The sequence below is a fragment of the Stenotrophomonas sp. LST15-1-1.1 genome (genome assembly GCF_040815575.1).
Lineage (GTDB): Bacteria > Pseudomonadota > Gammaproteobacteria > Xanthomonadales > Xanthomonadaceae > Stenotrophomonas > Stenotrophomonas lactitubi_B.
Map to the genome: position 1 here is coordinate 345,498 of NZ_JBFPNJ010000030.1, position 24,399 is coordinate 369,896.

The 24,399-nt window shown below is 64.0% G+C and carries 21 protein-coding genes; 6 read left to right on the top strand and 15 right to left on the bottom strand.

Features of this window, described 5'->3' with window-relative positions:
• Positions 1-14: 14 nt before the first annotated feature.
• Both MRBLST15_RS16370 and MRBLST15_RS16375 read left to right on the top strand, forming a co-directional pair.
• Positions 15-1,031, top strand: coding sequence for a class 1 fructose-bisphosphatase (locus tag MRBLST15_RS16370; RefSeq protein ID WP_176019180.1), 1,017 nt, complete (start codon positions 15-17; stop codon positions 1,029-1,031).
• A gap of 108 nt (positions 1,032-1,139) precedes the next feature.
• Positions 1,140-1,850 (top strand): 2OG-Fe(II) oxygenase, encoded by a 711-nt coding sequence (locus MRBLST15_RS16375; RefSeq protein ID WP_367786803.1) that lies wholly within the window; start codon positions 1,140-1,142, stop codon positions 1,848-1,850.
• Between the two features lie 30 nt (positions 1,851-1,880).
• On the opposite strand, the gene MRBLST15_RS16380 is transcribed toward MRBLST15_RS16375, so the two are convergent.
• The 15 genes from MRBLST15_RS16380 to dnaA form a co-directional block, all read right to left on the bottom strand.
• Positions 1,881-2,993, bottom strand: coding sequence for a PA0069 family radical SAM protein (locus MRBLST15_RS16380; protein ID WP_089241897.1), 1,113 nt, complete (start codon positions 2,991-2,993; stop codon positions 1,881-1,883).
• Positions 2,994-3,295: 302 nt separating this feature from the next.
• Entirely contained in the window at positions 3,296-4,039 is a 744-nt protein-coding gene (locus tag MRBLST15_RS16385) for a pyridoxine 5'-phosphate synthase (RefSeq protein WP_312705413.1), read from the bottom strand.
• A gap of 9 nt (positions 4,040-4,048) precedes the next feature.
• Complete coding sequence (locus tag MRBLST15_RS16390; RefSeq protein ID WP_367786806.1) at positions 4,049-4,309, bottom strand: hypothetical protein; 261 nt, start codon at positions 4,307-4,309, stop codon at positions 4,049-4,051.
• Between the two features lie 40 nt (positions 4,310-4,349).
• Positions 4,350-5,810: a cardiolipin synthase gene (gene cls, locus MRBLST15_RS16395; RefSeq protein WP_312705415.1), complete on the bottom strand. Its 1,461-nt coding sequence runs from the start codon at positions 5,808-5,810 to the stop codon at positions 4,350-4,352.
• A 226-nt stretch (positions 5,811-6,036) separates the two neighbouring features.
• Positions 6,037-6,450 (bottom strand): ExbD/TolR family protein, encoded by a 414-nt coding sequence (locus MRBLST15_RS16400; RefSeq protein ID WP_025875547.1) that lies wholly within the window; start codon positions 6,448-6,450, stop codon positions 6,037-6,039.
• Positions 6,451-6,453: 3 nt separating this feature from the next.
• A complete protein-coding gene (locus MRBLST15_RS16405) occupies positions 6,454-6,879 on the bottom strand; it encodes an ExbD/TolR family protein (protein ID WP_033832642.1) in 426 nt (141 codons plus the stop codon).
• Positions 6,880-6,935: 56 nt separating this feature from the next.
• A complete protein-coding gene (gene exbB, locus MRBLST15_RS16410) occupies positions 6,936-7,697 on the bottom strand; it encodes a TonB-system energizer ExbB (protein ID WP_025875552.1) in 762 nt (253 codons plus the stop codon).
• Between the two features lie 94 nt (positions 7,698-7,791).
• Positions 7,792-8,460, bottom strand: a complete 669-nt coding sequence (locus MRBLST15_RS16415) for an energy transducer TonB (protein ID WP_032951834.1) — start codon at positions 8,458-8,460, stop codon at positions 7,792-7,794.
• A 143-nt stretch (positions 8,461-8,603) separates the two neighbouring features.
• On the bottom strand, positions 8,604-9,791 hold the full coding sequence (locus MRBLST15_RS16420; protein ID WP_265952054.1) for a tetratricopeptide repeat protein: 1,188 nt from the start codon (positions 9,789-9,791) through the stop codon (positions 8,604-8,606).
• 131 nt (positions 9,792-9,922) lie between these two features.
• A complete protein-coding gene (locus tag MRBLST15_RS16425; RefSeq protein WP_312705157.1) occupies positions 9,923-10,729 on the bottom strand; it encodes a M48 family metallopeptidase in 807 nt (268 codons plus the stop codon).
• Positions 10,730-10,800: 71 nt separating this feature from the next.
• Positions 10,801-11,619 (bottom strand): CPBP family intramembrane glutamic endopeptidase, encoded by an 819-nt coding sequence (locus MRBLST15_RS16430; RefSeq protein WP_312705156.1) that lies wholly within the window; start codon positions 11,617-11,619, stop codon positions 10,801-10,803.
• A 67-nt stretch (positions 11,620-11,686) separates the two neighbouring features.
• Complete coding sequence (gene gyrB, locus MRBLST15_RS16435) at positions 11,687-14,146, bottom strand: DNA topoisomerase (ATP-hydrolyzing) subunit B (RefSeq protein WP_265952056.1); 2,460 nt, start codon at positions 14,144-14,146, stop codon at positions 11,687-11,689.
• A 112-nt stretch (positions 14,147-14,258) separates the two neighbouring features.
• The gene (gene recF / locus MRBLST15_RS16440; protein ID WP_265952057.1) at positions 14,259-15,353 is read right to left on the bottom strand and encodes a DNA replication/repair protein RecF; all 1,095 of its coding nucleotides are present in this window, start codon (positions 15,351-15,353) and stop codon (positions 14,259-14,261) included.
• Between the two features lie 926 nt (positions 15,354-16,279).
• The gene (gene dnaN / locus MRBLST15_RS16445; protein WP_005411731.1) at positions 16,280-17,380 is read right to left on the bottom strand and encodes a DNA polymerase III subunit beta; all 1,101 of its coding nucleotides are present in this window, start codon (positions 17,378-17,380) and stop codon (positions 16,280-16,282) included.
• Positions 17,381-17,656: 276 nt separating this feature from the next.
• Entirely contained in the window at positions 17,657-18,988 is a 1,332-nt protein-coding gene (gene dnaA, locus MRBLST15_RS16450) for a chromosomal replication initiator protein DnaA (protein ID WP_089241915.1), read from the bottom strand.
• A gap of 253 nt (positions 18,989-19,241) precedes the next feature.
• Between dnaA and rpmH the strand changes: the two genes are divergently transcribed.
• The 4 genes from rpmH to MRBLST15_RS16470 all read left to right on the top strand — a co-directional run bounded on the left by rpmH (position 19,242) and on the right by MRBLST15_RS16470 (position 24,397).
• A complete protein-coding gene (gene rpmH / locus MRBLST15_RS16455; protein WP_006404565.1) occupies positions 19,242-19,382 on the top strand; it encodes a 50S ribosomal protein L34 in 141 nt (46 codons plus the stop codon).
• 5 nt (positions 19,383-19,387) lie between these two features.
• Positions 19,388-19,882: a ribonuclease P protein component gene (gene rnpA / locus MRBLST15_RS16460; protein WP_025875580.1), complete on the top strand. Its 495-nt coding sequence runs from the start codon at positions 19,388-19,390 to the stop codon at positions 19,880-19,882.
• The gene (yidC, locus tag MRBLST15_RS16465) at positions 19,882-21,597 is read left to right on the top strand and encodes a membrane protein insertase YidC (protein WP_265952059.1); all 1,716 of its coding nucleotides are present in this window, start codon (positions 19,882-19,884) and stop codon (positions 21,595-21,597) included. Before rnpA ends, yidC begins: the two co-directional genes overlap by 1 nt.
• Positions 21,598-21,727: 130 nt before the next feature.
• On the top strand, positions 21,728-24,397 hold the full coding sequence (locus tag MRBLST15_RS16470; protein WP_265952060.1) for a polysaccharide deacetylase family protein: 2,670 nt from the start codon (positions 21,728-21,730) through the stop codon (positions 24,395-24,397).
• Positions 24,398-24,399 lie beyond the last annotated feature (2 nt).

Consider the following 24,399-nt stretch of genomic DNA (forward strand, 5'->3'; position numbering starts at 1 on the left):
AGACCTGCCCGCCCATGTCCCGTACCTCGTTGACCCGCTTCCTGATCCAGCAGCAGCACGCCGGCCGCATCAACGCCGACCTGCGCCAGCTGATCGCGGTCGTCGCCCGCGCCTGCACCAGCATCTCCATCGCCGTCAGCAAGGGCGCCCTCGGTGGCGTGCTCGGCGAGGCCGGCACCGGCAACGTGCAGGGCGAAGCGCAGAAGAAGCTGGATGTCATCAGCAACGAGATCCTGCTGGAAGCCAATGCCTGGGGCGGTCACCTCGCTGCCTGCGCATCGGAGGAAATGGACCACAGCCAGCCGGTGCCGGACATCTACCCGCGCGGCGATTTCCTGCTGCTGTTCGATCCCCTCGATGGCAGCTCCAACATCGACGTCAACGTCTCCGTCGGCACCATCTTCTCGGTGCTGCGTTGCCCGACCAACGTCGAACTGCCTGGCGATGATGCCTTCCTGCAGCCGGGCAGCAAGCAGATCGCCGCCGGCTACTGCATCTACGGGCCCAGCACGCAGCTGGTGCTGACCGTCGGCCACGGTACCCACGCCTTCACCCTCGACCGCGAAACCGGCGAGTTCCTGCTGACCACCGAGAACATGCAGATCCCGGCGGCCACCCAGGAATTCGCCATCAACATGTCCAACCAGCGGCACTGGGAAGCGCCGATGCAGGCCTATGTGGAAGATCTGCTGGCCGGCAAGGACGGCCCGCGCGGCAAGAACTTCAACATGCGCTGGATCGCCAGCATGGTCGCCGACGTGCATCGCATCCTGACCCGCGGCGGCATCTTCATCTACCCGTGGGACAAGAAGGAACCGGGCAAGGCCGGCAAGCTGCGCCTGATGTACGAAGCCAACCCGATGGGGCTGCTGGTGGAGCAGGCGGGCGGTACGGCCTGGACTGGTCGCGAACGCATCATCGACCTGCAACCCGACCAGCTGCACCAGCGCGTGCCGGTGTTCCTCGGTTCGCGCGAAGAGGTCGCCGAGGCCGTGCGTTATCACCAGGAGCATGACGCGAAGAGCGTCTGACTGCGGCCATCCCTACAGCGGTCATGGCAGATCGATGACATGACCGCAGGGTGACAGCAGCGGCGGCAAGCGGCACCATCAAGCCCTTGCCGTCGAAGGAATGCACGCATGCACGAGCCGGGCCCTGTCGATTTCATCGAGGTCATCCACAACGCCGTCCCCAGCGATGTATGCGCTGCGATCGTCGCCCGCATGCGTGCAAGTCAGGGCCTGAAACCCGGTGCAGTGGGCAGCGGTGTATTCCCGGAACTCAAGCACAGCAAGGATCTGCGGATCAGCGGCCTGGAGGGATGGCAGGATGTGGACCAGCAGCTGCAGCAGGCGGTTTTTGCCGGTCTGCAGACTTATCTACGCCGTTATCCACAGGCATTGATCGCGCCGCTGATGTTGCAGATCCAGGACAGCAACGGCCAGCCGCGACGTCTGTCGGCCGAGGATTTTCCCGACATGGCGCCGGAGCAGCTCGCGGATCTGGCGCGCACCTGCCTGCGCCCGGGCGCGATCAACCTGCAGTGGTACGCAGCGGGCGAGGGCGGCTACCCGTATTGGCACTGCGAGCTGTACCCGAAGGACGCACAGGCCGAGACGCTGCACCGGCATGTGCTGTGGACGCTGTACCTCAACGACGACTTCCACGAAGGCGAAACCGAGTTCCTGTTCCAAGGTCGGAAGATCGCACCGCGCACCGGCAGCCTGCTGATCGCGCCGACGGCGTTCACCCACACGCATCGTGGCAACCGGCCGCAGGGCGGCGACAAGTTCATCGCGACCAGCTGGATCCTGTTCCAGAGCGCGCAGAAGTTGTTCGGTGGCGGCTGACCAGTTGCACCGCGCTGTGACCGCCGCTACCTAGAACAGGCTGCCCTGCGGTGTATCCACCTTCGGCGGCAACGGCTTCTCGAACCGGCTGCAATCCAGCTTCGGCCAGTGGCTGTTCTGCGCATTGAACCCGAGGCGCTTGCGCGCCAGCTTGAAGCGGTTGCTCAACAACTCCGCATAGACGCCCTGGCCACGCATGCGCGTGCCGAACTGGCTGTCGTAATCCTTGCCGCCACGCAGCTGCTGGATCGTGCTCATCACATGCGCGGCACGATCCGGATGATGGGTATCGAGCCAATCGCGGAACAACGGCGCCACTTCCAGCGGCAAGCGCAGCAGCACGTAGCCTGCAGTACTGGCGCCGGCATCATGCGCAGCCTCCAGAACAGCTTCCAGTTCGCTGTCGTTGATCCACGGAATCACCGGTGCCACCATTACACCGACGGGAATGCCCGCTTCATGCAGGCGCTTCATCGCACGCAGGCGCGCATGGGGTGCCGAGGCACGCGGCTCCAGTTTCGCCGACAGGTGCGGATCCAGCGAGGTCACCGAGAAATGCACGCTGACCAGGTTCTCCGCCGCCAGTGGTGCGAGCAGATCGATGTCGCGCTCGACCAGCGCGTTCTTGGTGATCAGCGAGAACGGGTGTTTGGTTTCGAGCATCACTTCGATCAGCTGACGGGTCAGCTTGAACTTGCGCTCGATCGGCTGATACGCGTCGGTGTTGATGCCCAGCGCGATCGGTTGCGGCACGTAGCCCGGCTTCGACAGTTCCTTGCGCAGCAGCTGCGGCGCGTTGGTCTTGGCAAACAGCTTGGTCTCGAAGTCGAGCCCGGGCGACAGGTTCAGATAGGCGTGCGAGGGGCGCGCGAAGCAGTAGGAGCAGCCATGCTCGCAGCCGCGATACGGATTCACCGATTGGCTGAAGCCGACGTCCGGGGAGTTGTTGCGGCTGATGATGCTGCGCGCGGTCTCCGCGCGTACTTCGGTGCGCAGGCGCGGAGCGAGGAATTCTTCGCTCTCGTCCATCGCCCAGCCGTCGTCCACCGCCTCGCTGACGGTGCTTTCGAAGCGCCCGGCAAGGTGGGACGTGGAACCCCGGCCCTTGATGGCGGCCTGGGCGTTGCGAGGGGGGTGCTGCATGTTGCCCTCCGGCCGTTACGGAACATTAGTATTATTGCTAACCACAGGCGGCGCAAGCGGCCAGGATTCACGTAGCTGTAGGCGCGGAGGCGTATGGGACCGCACGTTGACCCCAGACTTGTCCACAGGGTTGCGTGGCTTGCGACCGGGCGCGCGCCATCGCCGCGGCAGGCCAGCATGGGCCACGGGTGTCTCAACAGCTGCGATGGGAAGATCCGCTACAGGGGCGCATGCCAGGCCGGAATACGGCGACCTGCCGCACGTCCTCCGGCTTCAATCTGGAGGGGAAGTCCCATGCACTGCTACAGCAGTGCCAGGTAGCCCTTCACCGTGGCATCCAGGCCGTCGTACAGCGCCTCGCCGATCAGGGCGTGGCCGATCGACACTTCCAGCACCTCCGGCACATCGGACAGGAAGTCACGCAGATTGTCCTGCGACAGATCGTGTCCGGCATTCACACCCAGGCCGACGGCCTGTGCACGGCGCGCGGCAGTGGCGAACAGTTGCAGCATGGCCCGGGCGTCGCCGGCAGCATGGGCCTCGGCATACGGGCCGGTGTACAGCTCGATGCGGTCGGCACCGACCTCGGCCGCTTGCTCCAGCAGCGGGTTGCCGGCATCCACGAACAGGCTCACCCGGCAGCCCATTGCCTTCAACTCGGCCACCAGCGGGCGCAGTCGCTGCGCGTCGCGCTCGAAGTCGAAACCATGGTCGGAGGTGATCTGGCCATCGCCATCGGGAACCAGCGTGGCCTGTGCCGGGCGCGTCTGCGCGCACAGCGGCAGCAGCCCGGGGTAGCCCTCACGCGGCGGCGCGAACGGGTTGCCTTCGATGTTGAACTCGACGCCCCGCGCACGGGTCAGCGCCGACAGTGCCAGCACGTCCTCGGCGGTGATGTGGCGGCGGTCCGGCCGCGGGTGCACGGTGATGCCATGCGCGCCCGCGTCCAGGCAGGCCTGGGCGGCACGCACCACGTCCGGTTCGGCACCGCCACGCGAATTGCGCAGGACGGCGATCTTGTTGACGTTGACGCTGAGCTGGGTCATGGAACGGGACTACGAGGAGTGAGAGGGAGGGTCGCTGCCATCGGTCGGAGTCACCTTGGCCTGTTCGCGCAGCCGCCGCAGTTCATCGCTGTCCACCAGTGTCGCCGGATCACACTGAAGGTCGCCAAAGCGTGCCACGTAGCGACCGCGCACCCACGCCAGCAGGAAGGCGAGGGCGCCCAGCAGGGCCAGTGACATCAACCCCATGTTCGGTGTTTTCAGGGCAAAGGCGAAGCAGCCCAGCGCCAACGGCAGGTACAGCCAGTACATTGTCAGTCTCCCCGGGCCACCGCCGCAGTGTAGCGCTGCCTCACAGCAGCGGCGAGGCCAATCGCGCGAAGGCCTCGGGCAACCGATGCAGCCACAACGAGCGTCCTGCCTGGTCGTGTACGCGGGTGGCACGCTCGAATTCTGACTGCAGCAACGTAGACAGTTCCGCCACCCGGCCACGGTCGCTGATCATCATCGACAGCTCGAAGTTCAGGCGGAAGCTGCGGTGGTCGAAATTGGCGCTGCCGACGATGCAGACATCGTCGTCGGCGATGAACGCCTTGGTATGCAGCATGCGCGGACCGTACTCGTAGATCTTCACTCCCGCATGCAGCAGTTCGTCGAAGTACGAGCGGGCGGCCTGGGTGACGAACCAGGAGTCGCTCATCTTCGGTACCAGCAGGCGCACGTCCAGGCCGCCGAGTGCCGCCGACGTCAGCGCCATCCGCGCCGCCTCGCCAGGTACGAAGTAAGGGGTCACCAGCCAGACCCGCTCACGTGCTTCCTGGATGGCGGCCACATGCAGTCTGTGGATCGTCTCCCATCCCGAATCCGGGCCGGAGACCAGCACCTGCGCGTCGATCGCGCCGTCGCCGCGCAGGGCCATATCGCTCGGCCACAGCCGGGCGATGTCGAACCGCGAGTGATCCTGGCCACTGGCGTACAACCAGTCCTCGGCAAACACCAGCTGCAGGCTGCGCACCACGTGCCCGCGCAGGCGCATGTGCAGATCGCGATAGGCATTCGGGTTGCGGCTTTCGTCTTCGTCGTCGGTGATGTTGATGCCGCCGGTGAAGGCCAGCCGGCCATCGATGATCACCAGTTTGCGGTGCGTGCGCAGGTTCAACCAAGGGCGTTTGAACGGTTTCAGCAGCTGCCGCGGATGGAACCAGACCACTTCCGCGCCGGCATCCAGCAGCGGCTGCAGGAAGCGCTTGCGTACGGTGGAGGAGCCCACTGCGTCGAGAAGCAGCCGCACCTGCACACCGGCACGGGCCCGTTCCACCAAGGCGTCCCGCAACGCGGTGCCGGCGTGGTCGGGATTGAAGATGTAGTACTCCAGATGCACGTGGTCACGCGCCTGCGCCACTGCTTCCAACAGCGTGGCGTAGGTGGTCGCGCCGTCGACCAGCCAGGTCACTTCGGTGGCGGTGCTTGGCGCCAACCCGGTGGTCGCCTGCGCGATCTTGGCCAGCTCGGTGCAGTCGGCATCGGGCGGGCACACATCGCTGTAGTGCTCCATGCCCGAGCGCGCGCGACCGCGACGCAGCCGTTGCCGCTTCACCTTCTGCGGTCCCAGCAGGTAGTAGATGAAGAGGCCGAGGTAGGGCAGCAGCGCCAGCGACAGGATCCAGCTCAGCGTGGCCACCGGCTCGCGCTTCTGCAGCATGATCCAACCGGTCAGGGCGAGCAGGTACAGCAGATAGGCCACTGCCAGGATCGTTCCCAGGTGGGCGATGCCATCAAGCCAATGGCGCACGGAATCGAAGAGGGCGAGCATCCGCCGATCATAGCGGGGACACGCACCGGTCAGAGGCATTTGTTCCCAGGCGCGTTCCCAGGAAGACACATCCACGCATGGCGTGGATCCACGTGTCGACCAAGGTCGACACCTACCAATGGCAGCGAGGTAGGGCCGGCAGACCACCACCAAGCAAAAAAAAGACGCCCCTGTTTCCAGGGGCGTCTGCAGTCGCGTCATGACTGATGTATTGCGGTGTAGCGATTTACTGCTGCACGAAGCCGATCTTCTTCATCTGAGCATTCTTCGCGGCGGCCAGAACCTTGGCCATCACGTCGTACTCCGAATCCGGGCTGGCATCGATCCGCAGTTCCGGCTGGTTGGTCGGGTCACGCTGGACCTCCTGCTCCATCCGCTGCTGCAGCTCGTGCGTACCGATCGGGCTGTTGTTCCACGAGACCTGGTTGCTGGCGTCGATCTTCAACTCGATCGGCGGCGGCGGTTCGACCAGCTGCGGCGGTGGGTTGAGCACGCGCTGCGGCAGGTCCACGGCGATCGGGTACGTCATGATCGGCGCGGTCACGATGAAGATGATCAGCAGCACCAGCATCACGTCCACGAGGGGCGTGACGTTGATGTCTGCCATGGGGCCCTTGCCACCACCACTACTGAATGCCATGGCTTATTGCCCCTTCTCTTTGGTCGCCACGAAGCCGACGTCCAGCATGCCCTGTTCCTGCGCGACCTTGGTCATCTCGTTGATGACACGCATCTTGGTGGTGCGGTCACCACGCAGGTTCAACGGCGGCTGCGGGGTCTGCTGGGCGGCGGTCGCCAAGCGCGACTCGAGGGTCTGCTTGTCGATCTTCTCGTCGTTCCAGTAGATCGAACCGTCTTCCTTGACTGCCAGGGTGATGGGACCCTTGCGGTCGTTGGTGTCGTCCGGCTTCTGGACCAGATTGGCCTCCGGCAGATCCACCTTGACCTTGTGGGACATCAGCGGCGCCGTGATGATGAAGATGATCAGCAGCACCAGCATCACGTCCACGAGGGGCGTAACGTTGATGTCGGCCATGGGGCCGCCGCTGTTACCACTACTGAAAGCCATAACGGGCTCCGTCTAGATCTTGGTGACTACGTTCTCGCGGGTACAGCGCGTCGCAATTAGCGGACGCGCGAACCGGTGGCGAAGAAGTCGTGCAGGTCGTGCGCGAAGGTATCGAACTTGCTGATGGTCGCGCTGTTGATCTTGCTGAAGAAGTTGAAGGCGAACACGGCCGGGATCGCGACGAACAGACCGATGGCGGTCATGATCAGCGCTTCACCCACCGGGCCGGCAACGGCGTCGATCGAAGCGGAGCCGGTGGCACCGATCTTGATCAGCGCGCCGTAGATGCCCCACACGGTACCCAGCAGACCGACGAACGGAGCGGTTGCACCGACGGTAGCCAGCAGGGTCATGCCCGACTGCAGCTTGTTGCTTTCGCGGGTCACGGCCTGGCGCAGAGCGCGGTCGACGAACTCCGAACGGCTCAGGTTCTCACCCACGCCGCCGACAGCGCCGCCTTCAGCACGCTGGTGGTGCGCAGCAGCCTGTGCAGCGTCCAGTGCGATCTTCGAGAACGGCTCCGAAGCCGGCTGCTCTTCCATTGCACGGATGGCGTCCTGCGCGTTCGGGGTATCCCAGAACAGGCTGACGACGCGATCAGCGGCGCTCTTCAGGCGGGTAGCACGGAAGATGTTGATGACGGTCCAGTACCAGGACATGGCGGACATGACGACCAGGGTCAGCAGCACGACCCAGGAAACCGCGAAATCACCCGGCTTGGTGGTCATTTCGTGGATCAGATGCTCGAAGCCCATCTGCGACAGGGCGTTGGACGGATTGCCCCCGGCAGCAGCGGCGATGAAAATTTCCTGCAGCATGACGCTTACCTTTGTTGTGTGTGGTGATAAAGGGTGTAGCTAAGCTAAACAATCGAACTGGAGGCGAGGGTGGCCAGGTGGCCACCCGGGCGCATCAGTTCAGCGCAAAGTTGACCGGGACGCGGACGCGGCCAGCAGCCTTCTTACCGCCAGCTTCGGCGGCGTTGAAACGCCACTTGCGGGCAGCTTCCATCGCAGCACGGTCCAGGTCGCGGTTACGGCTGGACTTTTCCACCGTGACATTGGTGACGTTGCCGCTGGCATCGACATCAATGATCAGGATCACTTCGCCCTGGATACCAGCGCGGAAGGCGGCCGGCGGATAGCGCGGCGGATTCATGGCCTTCGACGAGATGTCCACGCTGGCCTCGATCGAGGTCGGCGGTGCCGGCGGCGAGGGCGGCGACGGCGGGGTGACGATATCGTTCGGGCGCGGTTCCGGCACGTCGACGACCGGCGCCTGCGGCGGCGGCGGGACGGGCGACGGCTTCGGCGGCGACAGATTCTTCACCGGCGGCGGCGGGGTGTCCTGCGGCGGCGGCGGCGGCGGCGGCGGTGGCGGCGGCGGCGGCGCGTCGACGATGGTCACCATGACGTTGCGCTCCTTCTCCGCCACGGCCTTGGGAGCCACGGCAGGAATCAGGAGCATCATGAAGGCGGCCAGATGCAGGGCGATTACAAACGCGATACCGACGATGCGAGGCCAGCTCAGCCCCTTGTCATCGGGTTGTTCGTACCGGTGAACGACTAGTTGTTCCGTCATGCGCCAAGAGCTCAATAGTGGGGCCGGAATCCCGGGGGCGGGATCCCTGATCAGCGGTGCATGACACCGCAGGAACCTCCAAGCTTATACCAATCCTGAGCGCTTGCGCATCAACTGGGCAGGCGTTCAGGCGTTATTCCTACTTACTTCAGGTTGATGATTTTCTTGGCATCCGCCTGGTTCTTCACGCCCTTCGCCAGCGCCTGCTGGGCGGCCTGCTTGGCCTCCGGGACACGACCTTCACTGTGCAAAACACGTGCCAGATTCAGGTAGGTCTCACCGTCCTTGGAGAGCGGGGCGGCCTTCTGCCACGCTTCGATCGCCTGCGGTACCTGGTCGGAGTAGTAGTAGGACTGGGCCAGTGCCAGGTAGACCTGGTAATCCGGCTTCAGGATGCCCTTCTGCAACCCTTCGTTGATGACCGCGATGACGTCCTTTTCCTTGTTCTCGGTGTTGGCATAGATCGAGTACAGCTGCTTGTACTCCCGCTCTTCGGTGAGCTGACCGCTGCTGCGCAGCTTGTCCATCACCGCGGCGGCCTTCGGCATCTGGTCGGCCTGCATGTACATGTTGGCCAGGTTCAGCTGCGCTTTCTTGTCATTCGGGTTCTTGGCGGCCAGTGCTTCGGCAGCCTGCACCGCCTCACCGGTCTGGCCGGCTTCGGACAGCGCGGCCATCAGCAGCTGGTTCCAGTTGTCCTTCGGCTCGGCAGCGCCGGCGATGGCCTGCTTCAGCACCGGGATCGCTTCCTGGTAGCGCTCCAGCTGGTACAGCGCCTGGCCCTTGATGATCAGCTCTTCCGGCTTGGTCGACTTGCTCTCGGCGAAGTACTTGTCCAGGGTCGCCAGGCCTTCAGCGGTCTTGTCTTCCTGGATCTGCAGCTGGCCCAGCATCAGCATCGACTGGAAGTGGCCGTTGTTGTCCAGGCCGTTGAACTGCAGCACCTGCTTCAGGTAGGCGATGGCGGCGGCGGTGTCGTCGGTCTGGTAGGCGGCCTGCGAGGCGAGCTGCGCGGCCAGCGACTTGTCGTACTCGTTGGCGCCGTCGGTGGCCAGGATCTCGTCGGCCAGCGTGCGGGTCTCCGGGAACTTTTCCTTGTTGTAGCTGTCAATCATCTTCTGAAGCTTGCTGCCCAGCTTGGCCGACGACTTCGCTGCCGGTTCCTGGCGGGTCGCGTTCGGGAACAGCACTTCGGCCTTGGCCTGCTTGCCGCCACGGTTGCCACGCTCGGACGAACGCGAGGACTGCGCGAACGCATCGGTGACCACGGCGCCGGTCAGGGCAGTGGCGATGAGGACGGAAAGCACAGCTTTGTGGTTACGGAAAATCATCGTTCACCTCGATCGAACCGCCGGTAGCGGCAAAGTCGGACTGTCAGAAAAATCTGAGCCGCCAAACGTATCAGAAACAGATGGCGTGAGAAATCGTTTTATGTGCTGCAATACAGCATGAATCTGCGCACTCAGCCACACTTTGGCCGGCGTCCGGCGGCCTGGGCCTGCTGGTAGACGGGGCCGAGCGCCGGTACATCACGCTGCAACTCCCTGATCCGATTGGCTGGATCGGGATGGGTGGACAACCATTGCGGGCTGCGACCGCCACTGGCGGCCATCATGTTCTGCCACAGATCGACCGCCTGGGCGGGGTTGAATCCGGCCTCGGCCATCAACCGCTGACCGATCACGTCAGCCTCGCTCTCCTGGGTGCGTGAGCCGGGCAACAGGAACGCGGTCTGCGCGCCCATCCCGCCCAGCTGGTTGACCGTGCTGGCCGCGCCTTCCCCACCATACGCACCAGCCAACGCGCCCAGCACCGCCAATCCGGTCTGCGCGCCCATCTGCCGGGTAATGCGCTCTTCGTGGTGGCGGGCGATCACATGGCCGATCTCATGGCCGATCACTGCGGCCAGCTGGTCCTGGTTCCTGGCGACTGTGAAGATGCCGGTGTTGACCCCGACCTTGCCGCCGGGCAGGGCGAAGGCGTTGGGTTCCTTGTCGACGAATACGGCCGTCTCCCACCGTACGCCACGGTACTGTGGCGGCAGCTGTGCAACGAGCGCGTTGACCACGCATTGCACGTAGCCGTTCTGGCGGCCGTCGCTGCTGATCTTCTCTTTCTGCTTGGTTTCGGCGAACGCCTGCGCACCCAGCTGGTCCAGCTGAGCCTGCGACACACCGCCCACCATCTGCCGACGGCCGGTGGGTGAAGTGGTGGTCGCGCAGGCGCTGACCAGAGTGGTGATGACGATGGCCAGCAGCAGTTGTTTCATGGACCCACCCCCGTGTTCAGAAGCCCAGTGTGTAACGGGTCTGCTTAATCTTTCGTCAAGCGGACAGCGCCTTACGTTGCCCCGAAAAACACCAGGGCCGCAAGCGCCACGGCATTGTTCAGTGCATGTGCGGTGATCGCGGCCCACAAGGTGCCGGTGCGGCGGTACAGCCAGCAGAATGCAGCGCCCATACCGCCATAAACCAGCCACAGCTGTGCAGTCCCGAGCAGGGAATTCTTGCTGACCCCGGGCACTTCATGGACCAGGGCAAACGCCAGGCTGCTGAGAACAATGCCAAGCCAGGGACGCCCCGCCTGCCAGAGGCGCCCGAACAGGACGCGGCGGAACAGCAGTTCCTCGTAGGCCGGTGCCAACACAATCGCAAACAACGCCAGGAACACAGGGAAACGCGCGATCGCGTTCTGCATCAGTTCCAGGTTGGTGGGTACCGGCTCGATGCCCATCTGCTTGGCCAGGAAGGCGATGCCATTGCTGCCCAGCACGATCAGTGCGGCGACCAGCAGGGTCCAACCCCAGGTGGAGGGCCGCCGTAGTGCCTGGCGCGAGAGTTGGCGTTCGGCGGCATTGGCCGGGCGTCGCCAGAAGTAGACCAGCAGCGCTGCGCCACCGGTGGCGATCAATGCCATCAGGATCTGTCCCAGCGCACCGGGTTGGCCAACCGAGGTGGCAGCGCCTTGTGCATTGGCCGCGCTGATCTGCAGGCTGCGGTAGAGCCCCCAGATCGCCCCGCAGATGACACTCAACCCGAACAGGGCGACTGTCGCGATGCCCAGATCAATGAAAAAACCTGCCAGCGGCGAGGAGGCGCGGGCGGCTGCGGTTGCCGGCGGGACCGGCGGCGGAGCGGAAACCGGGGCGGAAGCGGACATCGATTACCTGCGATCAAGGGACAAAAGCCGGCGCACCTCCCCGTGCGCCGGCCACGATCCGATTGTGTCAGATATCCAGGTTGGCGACCTTCAACGCGTTGTCTTCGATGAAGTCACGACGCGGTTCGACCACATCACCCATCAGGGTGCTGAAGATCTGGTCAGCGGCCACCGCGTCTTCGATGCGCACCTGCAGCAGGCGACGGGTATCGGGATTGACGGTGGTATCCCACAGCTGTTCCGGATTCATTTCGCCCAGACCCTTGAATCGCTGGATCTGCCGGCCGCGCTTGGCTTCGTCCAACAGCCAGTTGCGGGCCTGTGCGAACGAGTCGATCTCGATCGACTTGGCGCCACGGGTGATGACCGCGCCTTCGCGGACCAGACCGTGCAGCAGCTGCGCTGCCTGATGGATGCCGCGCAGTTCGCCGCTTTCCAGCGCGGACAGCGGCAGCACCTGGATGTGCTGTTCGCCCATGTGGCTGCGGGTCACCAGTACGGCCGCCGGACGCTGCTCGTTGGGTTCCTGCAGTTCCAGGGTGAAGCGGGCGCTGCCGAGGTTGCCCTGGTTGAGGTGCTTGGCCAACGCGTCCAGACCTTCGCCAGGACCTGCAGTGCGCAGGTTTTCCAGCTCCAGCGGCATGAAGTCGACCAGCGCTTCGAGCAGGTTGCGGTCGTAGCGGTGGGTATTGCGGTTGATCGTGTCCTGCGCGGCAGCGTAGGCGAGCAGCAGCTTTTCCAGTGCCACGCCGTCGATCGGCGGCTCGCCGCTGGCCGGCACCAGCCCAGCGTTCTCCACCGCGCTGCTGGCCAGATAGCTGTCCAGCGCCGGGTCGTCCTTCAGGTACAGCTCCTGCTTGCCCTGCTTGATCTTGTACAACGGCGGCAGGCCGATATAGACATAACCGCGCTCGATCAGCTCCGGCATCTGACGGTAGAAGAACGTCAGCAGCAGGGTGCGGATGTGCGCGCCGTCGACGTCGGCGTCGGTCATGATGATGATCTTGTGGTACCGCAGCTTGTCCGGGTTGTACTCGTCACGACCGATGCCGGTACCCAGCGCGGTGATCAGCGTACCCACCTGGTCGGACGCCAGCATGCGGTCGAAGCGCGCACGTTCCACGTTGAGGATCTTGCCGCGCAGCGGCAGCACCGCCTGGTTCTTGCGGTTGCGACCCTGCTTGGCCGAACCACCTGCCGAGTCACCCTCGACGATGAACAGTTCGGACAGCGCCGGATCCTTTTCCTGGCAGTCGGCCAGCTTGCCCGGCAGGCCGGCGATATCCAGCGCACCCTTGCGGCGGGTCAGGTCGCGGGCCTTGCGCGCCGCTTCGCGGGCACGGGCAGCGTCGACGATCTTGCCGGCGATGGCCTTGGCTTCGTTCGGGTTTTCCTGCAGGAACTCTTCCAGGCGCTGGCCGAACGCGCTTTCCACGGCCGGGCGCACATCCGAGCTGACCAGCTTTTCCTTGGTCTGGCTGGAGAAGCTGGGATCCGGCACCTTCACCGACAGCACCGCGATCATGCCTTCGCGCATGTCATCGCCGGTCAGGTTGATCTTGGCCTGCTTGGCGATGCCGTTCTGCTCGATGTAGTTGTTGAGCACGCGGGTCAATGCGCCACGGAAGCCGGCCAGGTGGGTACCGCCGTCCTTCTGCGGAATGTTGTTGGTGAAGCAGTACATCGTCTCCTGGTAGGAGTCGGTCCACTGCAGCGCCACTTCCACGGTGATGCCATTGGATTCGCCGGTCACCGAGATCACGTTCGGGTGCAACGGCGTCTTCAACTGCGCCAGATGCTCCACGAAGCTGCGGATGCCGCCCTCGTAATGGAAGTCGTCGCGGCGGCCATCACCACGCTCGTCCACCAGCACGATCTTGACGCCGGAATTGAGGAAGGACAGTTCGCGCAGGCGCCGGGCCAGGATGTCGTAGTGGAATTCCACGTTGTCGTGGAAAGCCTTTACCGAGGGCCAGAAGCGCAGGGTGGTCCCGCGCTTGGTGCTGGGGCCGATCTGCTTCAGCGGATGCAGTGCTGCGCCGTCGGCGTACTCCTGCTGGTAGTGGAAGCCACCCTGGTAGATATCCAGGACCAGTTTCTGCGACAGCGCGTTGACCACGCTGACGCCCACGCCGTGCAGGCCGCCGGAAACCTTGTAGCTGTTGTCGTCGAACTTGCCGCCTGCGTGCAGGACCGTCATCACCACTTCGGCTGCAGACACATCGCGGTCGAGCTTCTTGCTCATCTGCTCGTGCTTGCCCGTCGGGATGCCGCGACCGTTGTCGGACACGCCTACCGAGCCATCGGCATGGATCGTCACCGAGACGTGGTCGGCATGGCCGGCGAGGGCTTCGTCGATTGAATTGTCGACGACCTCGAACACCATGTGATGCAGGCCGGTGCCGTCATGGACGTCGCCGATGTACATGCCTGGGCGCTTGCGGACAGCCTCCAGGCCTTCCAGGGCCGTAATGCTGTTGGCGTCGTAGTTGCCGTTGTTTGCCGGGGTGTTCTGTTCGTCGGTCATTGCGCTTGCCGTAGGCTCCGCAGGTCGGACACCGCTTTGAGCGATGTGCCGAGAATGAAGGGATAGCAGCCTGAATTATACCAGCCGGGGCTGAGCGGCCTTGCCGTGCCCACTATGGCACAGCCACGATCTGTGCATGTTCCACGTGGAACCGGGTGATGTTGCTCAGCGTCTCCAGCGCCGCAGGCGTTTCTGTTGCGGTGATGAATATCTGCGCCGGCGCCGCCAACAAGCGGTGCAGGACCCGGGCCTGGTGGGTGCGATCCAGCTCCGAGGCCAGATCGTCGAGCGCAATGACCGGCCACTCGCCACGCTGCTCGGCGTAATCCTCCGCCTGTGCCAGCAGACAGGCGAGGGCGGTGAGCTTGGCTTGGCCTCGTGAGAGCGCATCGCGACCTGGAATGCTGTGGAACGCCACGCTCCAGTCCGCCCGATGCGGGCCCAGCGAGGTATAGCCCGCCTGTCGGTCGCGTTCCCGCGCCAGCAGCAGGGCATCTGCCAGTGGAACCTCGTTCCGGCGCCAGCCGGGGCTCAGATTCAGGCCCACGATACCCAGTTGCGGAGCCAATGCCTCGGCCAGCGCGATCGTTCGGGACTGAAGCCGCTCCAGATAGTGCTGCCGGCGACTGGTCAACGGCTCTCCTGCCTCTGCCAGCTCGTGATCCCAGGTATCGAGCATCCGGGAAGGCCCGCCCTGCTTGAGCAGTGCATTGCGCTGCTTCAGCGCCCGCGAATAGCGCCGCCACAGGGAAAGGAAGTCTGGTTCCACGTGGAACAGGCCCCAATCCAGAAACCGCCGACGCGGTTCACCACCGCCGCTCACCAGAGCGTGACTGCCCGGTTCAAAGGTCACCACCGCCAAGGCAGCGCACAGGTTTCCGAGCTGGGCGACGTCTTCGCCGTCCAGACGGCCCTTCCACTCCTGCCCACTGTGCCGCAGCCCCGCCTTTCGCCGCTGCACGGGCAGATCACCGCGTTGTTCGTCCCATTCCACGAAGACGTCCAACGCTTCATGGCCCTGACGCACCAGACCGTCGCGTACCCGCCCGCGGAAACTCCGCCCATAGGCCATCAGATGCAGCGCCTCAAGGACGCTGGTCTTGCCAGCGCCGTTGTCACCGGTCAGCAGATTCACCCCTGGCTGGGGCGACAGCTCCACCGCATCGAATCGACGCAACTGATGGAGGGCAAGACGACGAATCTGCATGGGATGCGACAGACCATCCGCACATGGCGGTAGAGGGGCAGGGAATCACCCAGCTTACTGCATTGGTCAAGCCGGCCGTCATGGCGGGACGCGGGCCGGCATCAGTGACCCTTCGCGACGTCGGAGAACACGTGTTTCACGTGATTGGGGGTGTGACTGCCAGCGACAGGCGACCGGACAGCGGCCGAAATCGTTCAAATCCAGCAGCCCGACAAGTCTCAAGGAGCCCAGATTTCAACGATCCGGCGGGCCCTTGCACGCGCACCCGGCCTGACGGTGCGCCGCGGTGACCGTCGGTACTCCGAAAATTCTTTGAAATCTGCTGACAGCGTCCCTGCCAGGTTTCACAGATTTCAAGAAATTCCAAGCATCCGTTCCACGCCATCCACAGCGGGACTGTATGACTTATACACAAGGTGTGGGCGAACTGTGGATAAAAAAGGCACTTTTCCCTCGCACCAAAACTATCCACAGGTTCCCCCCCAGGCTTGATGGCCCATATACAGGGGGTTTCAGCCCTATAAATTTCTTTTAAATCAAAAACATAGCCTACTTTTACATGAAATCTGGCCCTACCATCACCACCAAGCTTTTGATTTATACCCAGATTTAGAAGCTAGGGAGGCCCCGAATTTCCGAGAATGAGGCCTGTGGACAGAGAGGTCAGCAGACATCGGAAGTGCCTTGATCGAACGCAGTCTCCACTCGCATGCAAAGCGTCTCAGCATTCCGCCGGGCCAGAACTGCGCAACTGATTCCGTCGGGACCAGGATCACCTGCAAGTGCAGGAAAGTTTGGAACAACTCGACAGCGCGAACGCGTGAACGATGCCAGGAACATTCGGCAACGATGCTCCACGTGGAACAAAAAAAAGACGCCCGGGAAATCCCGAGCGTCCATGTGTTCCACGTGGAACTGCGCGAAGGTCAGAGACGCAACGGCATCACCACGTGACGCGACTTCTCGCTGCTCGATTCACGCACCAGCGCCGACGAGTTGGAGTCGCGCAGCTGGATGATCACCTCTTCGTCGCGCAGAGCGGAAAGGGCATCCAGCAGATAGTTCACGTTGAAGCCGATAGCCAGATCGCTGACCGTGGTGTCGGCTTCGATTTCTTCCTGGGCTTCTTCCTGCTCCGGGTTGTGCGCGCTGATCTTCAGGTTGCCAGGCGAGACTTCCACGCGGATGCCGCGGTACTTCTCGTTGGACAGGATCGCGGCACGCTGCAGCGAGGCACGCAGTGCTTCACGGTCGACCTTCACTTCACGGTCGGCACCGATCGGAATCACTGCCTCATAATCCGGGAAGCGACCATCGATCAACTTCGAGGTGAAGGTGACATCGTCGCGCTTGACACGAACGTGGCTGCGGCCGACTTCCAGCTCGATCTCGCGATCGCCGCTTTCCAGCAGGCGCTGCAGTTCGGTGACGCCCTTGCGCGGCACGATGATCTGGCGCTTGGAACCGCTGGGCTTGGCCAGATCGGTTTCGCACAGTGCCAGGCGATGACCGTCGGTCGCGACGGTGCGAAGGGCATCGCCCCGCAGATCGAACAGCAGGCCATTGAGGTAATAGCGCACGTCCTGCTGGGCCATCGCGAACGCCGTGCGCTCGATCAGCTCCTTCAGGGTGGCTTCGCCGATGGCAACGCGCTCGGTGGCTTCCACTTCGTCCACCGACGGGAAGTCGTTGGAGGGCAGGGTGGCCAGGGTGAAGCGGCTGCGACCTGCCTGCACGGTGATCTTGTCACCGGTCTGCGAGACGGTGATCCGGCTGCCATCGGGCAGTGCACGGATGATCTCGAACAGCTTGCGGGCCGGAATGGTGGTTTCGCCGTCCTGGGCATCTTCAACCGCGATCCGCGACACCATCTCCACTTCCAGGTCGGTACCGGTCAGCGACAGCTGGCCGTTCTGCACCTGCACCAGGAAATTGGCCAGAACCGGAAGGGTCTGGCGGCGTTCGACCACGTTGACGACCTGTGCCAACGGCTTGAGAAAGGCTTCGCGCTGCAGTGTGAAACGCATGTGGTTCCGTGCCCCTATGCTTTAAAAAAATGTGGAATAAATCAAAAGCTTGGTGGTGCTGGTAGAGCCAGAATCGCTGGAAAACACAGCTAAGTCTTTGTAAACAAAGGGGTTTCACGCTTCGAAACCCTCTGCATTACCAGCCCCCAAGGGGTGGGGAAAGCTGTGGATAAATTCTCCGCGAAATCCAACGGCATTTTTATCCACACCCTGTCCCGCGCTTGCTACCGGATTCTGCACCGTTTTATGCGGTGACGCCTCATCGGCGTACGTGCATCATTCGCTCAGCTTCCGGATCAGCTTGTCCCAGTCCTCGCGGAGCTTGCCGTCGGCTTCCATCAGGGTGCGGATCTGCCGGCAGGCATGCAGCACCGTGGTGTGATCGCGACCGGCAAAGGCGTCGCCGATTTCGGGCAGGCTGTGTTCGGTCAGTTCCTTGGTCAGCGCCATGGCAACCTGACGCGGACGGGCCAGCGACCGGGTCCGACGCTTGGACAGCAGATCCTTGATCTGCAGCCCGTAGTAGTCGGCAACGGTTTTCTGGATGTTGGGAATGCTGATCGCCTGCTGCTGGGCGCGCAGCAGATCGCGCAGGGTTTCCTGGGCGAATTCGGTGGTGATCGCGCGGCCAGTGAAATTGGCGCGGGCGGTCAGGGTATTCAGCGCGCCCTCGAGGTCGCGCACATTGGAGCGCATCTTCTTGGCGATCAGGAACGCAACGTCATCGGGAATCTCGGCACCACGCTCGCGGGCTTTGGCCAGCACGATCGCAGCGCGGGTCTCGAAGTCCGGCGGCTCGATCGCCACCGACAGGCCCCAGGCAAGACGCGACTTCAGGCGCGCTTCCAGGCCTTCGACTTCGCGCGGATAGCGGTCGCAGGTCAGGATGATCTGCTGCTTGCCATCGAACAACGCGTTGAAGGTGTGGAAGAACTCCTCCTGGGTACGGTCCTTGCCCGCAAAGAACTGGATGTCATCGATCAGCAGCGCGTCGACCTGCTGGAACTGGCGCTTGAACTGATCCATGGTCTTTTCCTGCAAGGCCCGGATCATCGCGCTGAAGAACTGTTCCGAACGCAGGTACAGCACCTTGGCACCCGGATTGGCCTGACGCATCGCGTTGCCGGCGGCGAACATCAGGTGGGTCTTGCCCAGGCCGGTGCCCCCGTACAGCAGCAGCGGGTTGTGCGCGCGGTCGCCCGGCTTCTGAGCCGCCTGGAATGCCGCGGCCAGGCCCAGCTGGTTGCTGCGGCCCTCGACGAAGTTGGCGAAGGTGTAGTGGTTGTCCAGGTTGCCGGCGAACGGGACCTGCGGCTGCACCGGCGCCTGCGCCGAATGGCTGGAAACCGGCGCGATCTGCGCGTCCACGGGCCGCGGGCGCGAGCCGATTTCAAGAAAAACGTCGCCGAAACCGGCAAAGTGGGTGACCAGCTCGCGGATCCGCGGCAGGTACAGTTCGCGCACCTGATCGACAATGAAGGCATTCGGTGCATACAGCACCAGGCTGTCAGCGCGCAGATCGGCCTGCAGCGGCTTCAACCAGGTGTGAACATCCTCGGGCGGGAACTCCGCCTCGAGTCGCTCGAGACTACGTGACCAGGCATCCATCAGCAATAATTGTCCGGTGGCCGATGCATAGGCGCGAAAAGGCGCCCAAACACAGGCCTGAAAGGGGGAAATGGATGGCTCAGCCTACCACCGAGCGCCCGCCTTCGGAATGCTTGTCCCCTACTTATTCACAAAAAGATCCACAGCTATTGCACAGCCCGGTGAATTGGCGTAGCAGACAGGGGTTGACGGGAGGGGGGACACCTCTCTAAAATTTCCGGTTCTTTCCGTCCCATTCATACGAGAGGCCCACATGGCCACCAAGCGCACCTTCCAGCCCAGCAACCTCAAGCGTAAGCGCGACCACGGCTTCCGTGCCCGTATGAAGACCGCTGACGGCCGCAAGATCCTGTCGCGTCGCCGCGCCAAGGGCCGCAAAGTCCTGAGCGCCTGATTGCCATGCCGCATCCAGCGGCAGACGCAATCCATTCGACAGTGAATACTGCAGACCCGCGCAAGCGATTCCCTCGCTCTGCGCGGGTTCGCACGCGTGCCGAATATTCAACGGTCTTCAACGGCGCCCGCCGTGTGTCCGATCCGCTGATGACCCTGCACTGGCTACCGGCTGACCGGCCGGCCAGGCTGGGTCTGGCGGTTTCCCGCAAGGTCGATCCTCACGCCGTTGGGCGTAACCGGATCAAGCGCGTCCTGCGCGACGCCTTGCGTCAGACACGAACCGACATACAGCCAGGCGACTTCGTCGTCGTGGCTCGTACTGCTGCGCGTCATGCCAGCAACGAAGATATCCGCCAGGCCTTCCTGCGCCTGTTGCGGCGCCTGCGCGCATTGCCCGCGCCGGGCGTGGACGGCACAATGCCGCCGCCTGATGGCATTGCCATTTCCTCCGTCACCGAGCCGGCACCGCGTCCCGGCCCCGCTGAGCCTGCCTGCTGATGAACCAGACCCGTGTTTTCCTGATCTTTGCCTGGCTGATGGTGGCCGTGCTGCTGTGGATGGAGTGGAGCCGCGAGAAGTCCGCCCCGACCCCGGCGCCGACGACCAGCTCGGCCCCGGCCGCCGCACAGAGCGTCCCTGGTGCAGCCCCGGGCAGCATCCCCAGCGCGCAGGTTCCCGGTGCTCCGGGCCAGCCCGCTGTCCAGGCCCAGGCCAGCGCCACCCCGTCCGCACAGCGCGTGACCATCACCACCGACGTGCTGCGCCTGGTGCTCGATGGCGGCCGCGTGCTTGATGCCGAACTGCTGCAGTTCCCGCAGAGCAAGGACGAAGGCAGCCCGCCGGTGCGCCTGCTGACCGAAGACCCCGCGCATCCGTACAGCGCGATCAGTGGTTGGGCCAGCGAAGACAAGAACACCCCCGTGCCGGGCGCCGACGGCTTCAAGCTGGTCGGTGACACCCGCGACTTCGTGCTGGCCAAGGGCCAGGACGAACTGCAGGTCCCGTTCGTGTGGACCGCCGATAACGGCGTGACCATCAAGCGCACCCTGATCGTGGGCCGCAACGAGTATGCGATCCGCTTCAAGGACGAGGTCAGCAACGCTGGCGCCGCGCCGTGGAACGGCTACGTCTACCGCACCCTGGACCGCACCCCGACGATCCTGTCGCGGAGCATGACCAACCCGGACTCGTTCAGCTTCAACGGTGCCACCTGGTACGACAACGACAAGAAGTACCAGCGTCGTGCGTTCAAGGATTACCTGGACGATGGCGCGCTGAACCAGAACATCACCGGTGGTTGGCTGGCGATGCTGCAGCACCACTTCTTCACCGCCTGGATCCCGCAGAAGGACCAGACCGCACACTACGTGCTGTCGCAGGTGGCCGGTCGTGACCTGATCGAAGCGCGCGGCCCGGCCTTCACCGTGGCCCCGGGCCAGTCCACCAGCACCGAGGCCCGCCTGTGGGTCGGCCCGAAGCTGGTCAACCTGATCGCCAAGGAAGACGTGCCGGGTCTGGACCGTGTGGTCGACTACAGCCGCTTCTCGATGATGGCGGTGATCGGCCAGGGCCTGTTCTGGGTGCTCAACCAGGTGCACAAGCTGGTGGGTAATTGGGGCTGGGCCATCGTTGGCCTGGTGGTGCTGCTGAAGATCGTGCTGTACCCGCTGTCGGCGACGCAGTACAAGAGTGGCGCCAAGATGCGTCGCTTCCAGCCGCGCATCGCGCAGTTGAAGGAACGCTATGGCGATGACCGCCAGAAGTTCCAGACCGCGATGATGGAGCTGTACAAGAAGGAAAAGATCAATCCGATGGGCGGCTGTCTGCCGATCCTCATCCAGATGCCGATCTTCTTCGCCCTGTACTGGGTGCTGGTGGAATCGGTCGAACTGCGCCAGGCGCCCTGGTTCGGCTGGATCCAGGACCTGACCGCCCGCGACCCGTACTTCATCCTGCCGGTGATCAACGTGGCGGTGATGTGGTTCACCCAGAAGCTGACGCCGGCGCCGGGCATGGACCCGATGCAGCAGAAGATGATGCAGTTCATGCCGCTGGTGTTCGGCGTCATGATGGCCTTCATGCCGTCCGGCCTGGTCCTGTACTGGGTGGTCAACGGTGGCCTGGGCCTGCTGCAGCAGTGGTGGATGACCAAGCGCCACGGTAGCGATCCGGTGCCGGCCACGGTGGCCACCGCTCCGGCCAAGAAGAAGTAAGAGGTAGACGTCGACCTTGGTCGACTGCTTCCCAGGGTCGATCGACCCAGCAAAGGCCCGCCGCAAGGCGGGCTTTTCGCATGCGGCGTTAGAATCGCCGGCACACCATTCCCCATTGTTCGAGTCCGCCATGCCGCGTGCGCCGTCGTTCCGCCTGTTCCTGCCCAGCCTGCTGCTGACCCTGCTTGTGGCTGGCTGCGGCGACAAGGATGCGCAGGCACCAGCGGCGGTCACCCAGCCGAGCGCACAGGCTGCCGCTGCCGCCGACCCGGCCGCTGCACCGCTGCTTGGCGCATTGCAGAAGCAGCTCGACGGCTATCGCCGGATCATCGTGCTGCTGGCTGACGAGGAACAGCAGTCCGCGGCCGATCGCACCACCTCCACCCGCATCGGCCAGCAGCTGTTCCACGATGGCCTGGAACAGCGCAGCGCCATCGCCACGCAGTTCGAGATGCTGCTGCGGGGTACCAGCCCGCAGCGCTTCGCTACCCTGGGCACGGTGCTGGATTACATCGAGTCGGCGCCGGAACTGTTCGATGCCGATCGCCTGGCGTTCCGCGAAGTGCTGCGTGATCTGCACGAACGCATCGGCGCCGATTCCTCGTTGCCGGCGGTGAAGCTGCACCAGCGCATCGGCGAAGACCTGGAGGCGCTGGACGAGATCGAGCGCAACTACAACCAGGAACTGACCCGCATCTTCAGCCGCTTCGAGCGCACCCGTGCCATCGAACTGAAGCGCGAGAAGTGGGACGACTACATCGCGCACCTGCACAAGGACTACAGCCGCGAAGCGATCCTGCGCGACTACGGCGTGATCGAGCCGTACCCGATGTCGATGAAGGACAGCGACCGCGAGATCTTCGGTCGCGACCTGCCGCCGAAGACGGTGGTGCTGACCTTCGACGATGGCCCGCACAAGGCCTACACCGATGAGGTGGTGGCCATCCTCAAGCGCTACGACGTACCGGGCGTGTTCTTCGAGGTCGGCCGCAACCTGGGCAAGGTCGAGACCGACGGCAAGGTCAGCCTTGGGCCGATGGCGAAGATCAGCCGCAACCTGATGGAAGAGGGCTACGCCGTCGGCAACCACAGCCTGACCCATGCGCAGCTGTCGCGTACCACTGGCGATGCACTGCGCCAGCAGGTGCTGGACACCGACACGTTGCTGAAGGACGTCGACAGCAAGCGCGCGCCGCTGTTCCGCTTCCCGTACGGCGCGCGCAACGCCGAAGGCCTGCAGCTGCTCAACGAAGCGGGCCTGAAGTCGATCATGTGGAACATCGATTCGATGGACTGGGCCGACCCGGTGCCAGAATCGATCGTGCAGCGCGTGCTCGACCAGGTGAACAAGGAACAGCGCGGCATCATCCTGTTCCACGATATCCACGACCGCGCGGTGAAGGCACTGCCGCAGATCCTGGATCGCCTGATCGCCGACGGCTACCAGTTCGCCGGCTGGAATGGCCGCGACTTCAGCGTCGCCCGACCGCGCAAGGGCAGCGACCGCGATGCCACCGTCACCACCGGCTATGAAAAATCGTGGGCGATCGTGGTCGGCATCGACAATTACGCCAAGTGGCCGAAGCTGGAATATGCCAGCCACGATGCGCAGGCCGTGGCCGATACACTGACCGGGCAGTTCGGCTTCCCGTCCTCGCAGGTGATCGTGCTGAAGAACGAGCAGGCCACCCGCAACAACATCCTGGCCGCCTTCCACGACCGCCTGTCCGATGACCGCACGGGAAAGAACGACCGCGTGTTCGTGTTCTTTGCCGGCCACGGCGCAACGCGCCAGCTCGCCTCCGGCCGTGACCTGGGCTACATCATCCCGGTCGATTCGGACCCGAAGGAATTCGCCACCGATGCCATCGCGATGACCGACATCCAGAACATTGCCGAGAGCATGCAGGCCAAGCATGTGATGTTCGTTATGGATGCCTGCTACAGCGGCCTCGGCCTGACCCGCGGCGGCCCATCCTCGTCGTCGTTCCTGCGCGAGAACGCACGCCGCAGCGCGCGACAGATGCTGACCGCCGGTGGCGCCGACCAGCAGGTGGCAGATGCGGGCCCGAACGGACACTCGGTGTTTACCTGGGTGCTGCTGCAGGCATTGGCCGGCAAAGGCGATCTCAATGGCGATGGCCTGATCACCGGCACCGAGCTGGCCGCCTATGTGGCGCCGGCGGTGTCGGCGGTCTCGCACCAGACACCGGCGTTCGGCAGCCTGCCCGGCTCGCAGGGGGGCGAGTTCGTGTTCCAGGTGCCGGACAGCCAGGAATACCTCAACGCCGATACCCGGCAGCTGACGCCCGATGCGATTGCACTGAACAACAAGGTTGACGCCGCGCAGGATGCCAAGGGCGCCCAGGCGCCGGTGACCGTGGCCGACCTGCAGGGCGGCAAGGCCAAGCTGGTGGTGCCCACTGCCGGCCCGGCCTCCGACCGCCAGCGTGCGCAGCAGGCCAATGACCGTGGCCTGCAGCTGTACCGCGAGAAGCAGTACGACGAAGCCGCCCTCCAGTTCACCGAGGCGCTGAAGCTGCGCCCGGACTTCGCCCAGGCGGCCAACAATCTCGGCTTCGTCTACTACCGCCAGCAACGCTACGCCGAAGCGGCGCGCTGGCTGGAGAACACACTGAAGATCGATCCGTCGCGCGCGGTGGCCCACCTCAACCTGGGCGATGCGTACTTCCACGCGGGCGACAAGGCCAAGGCGAAGCAGGCCTACACCACCTACCTGGCGCTGCAGCCGCAGGGAAGTGGTGCGGCACAGGCGCGTGCACAGCTGGAGAAGCTCTGAGC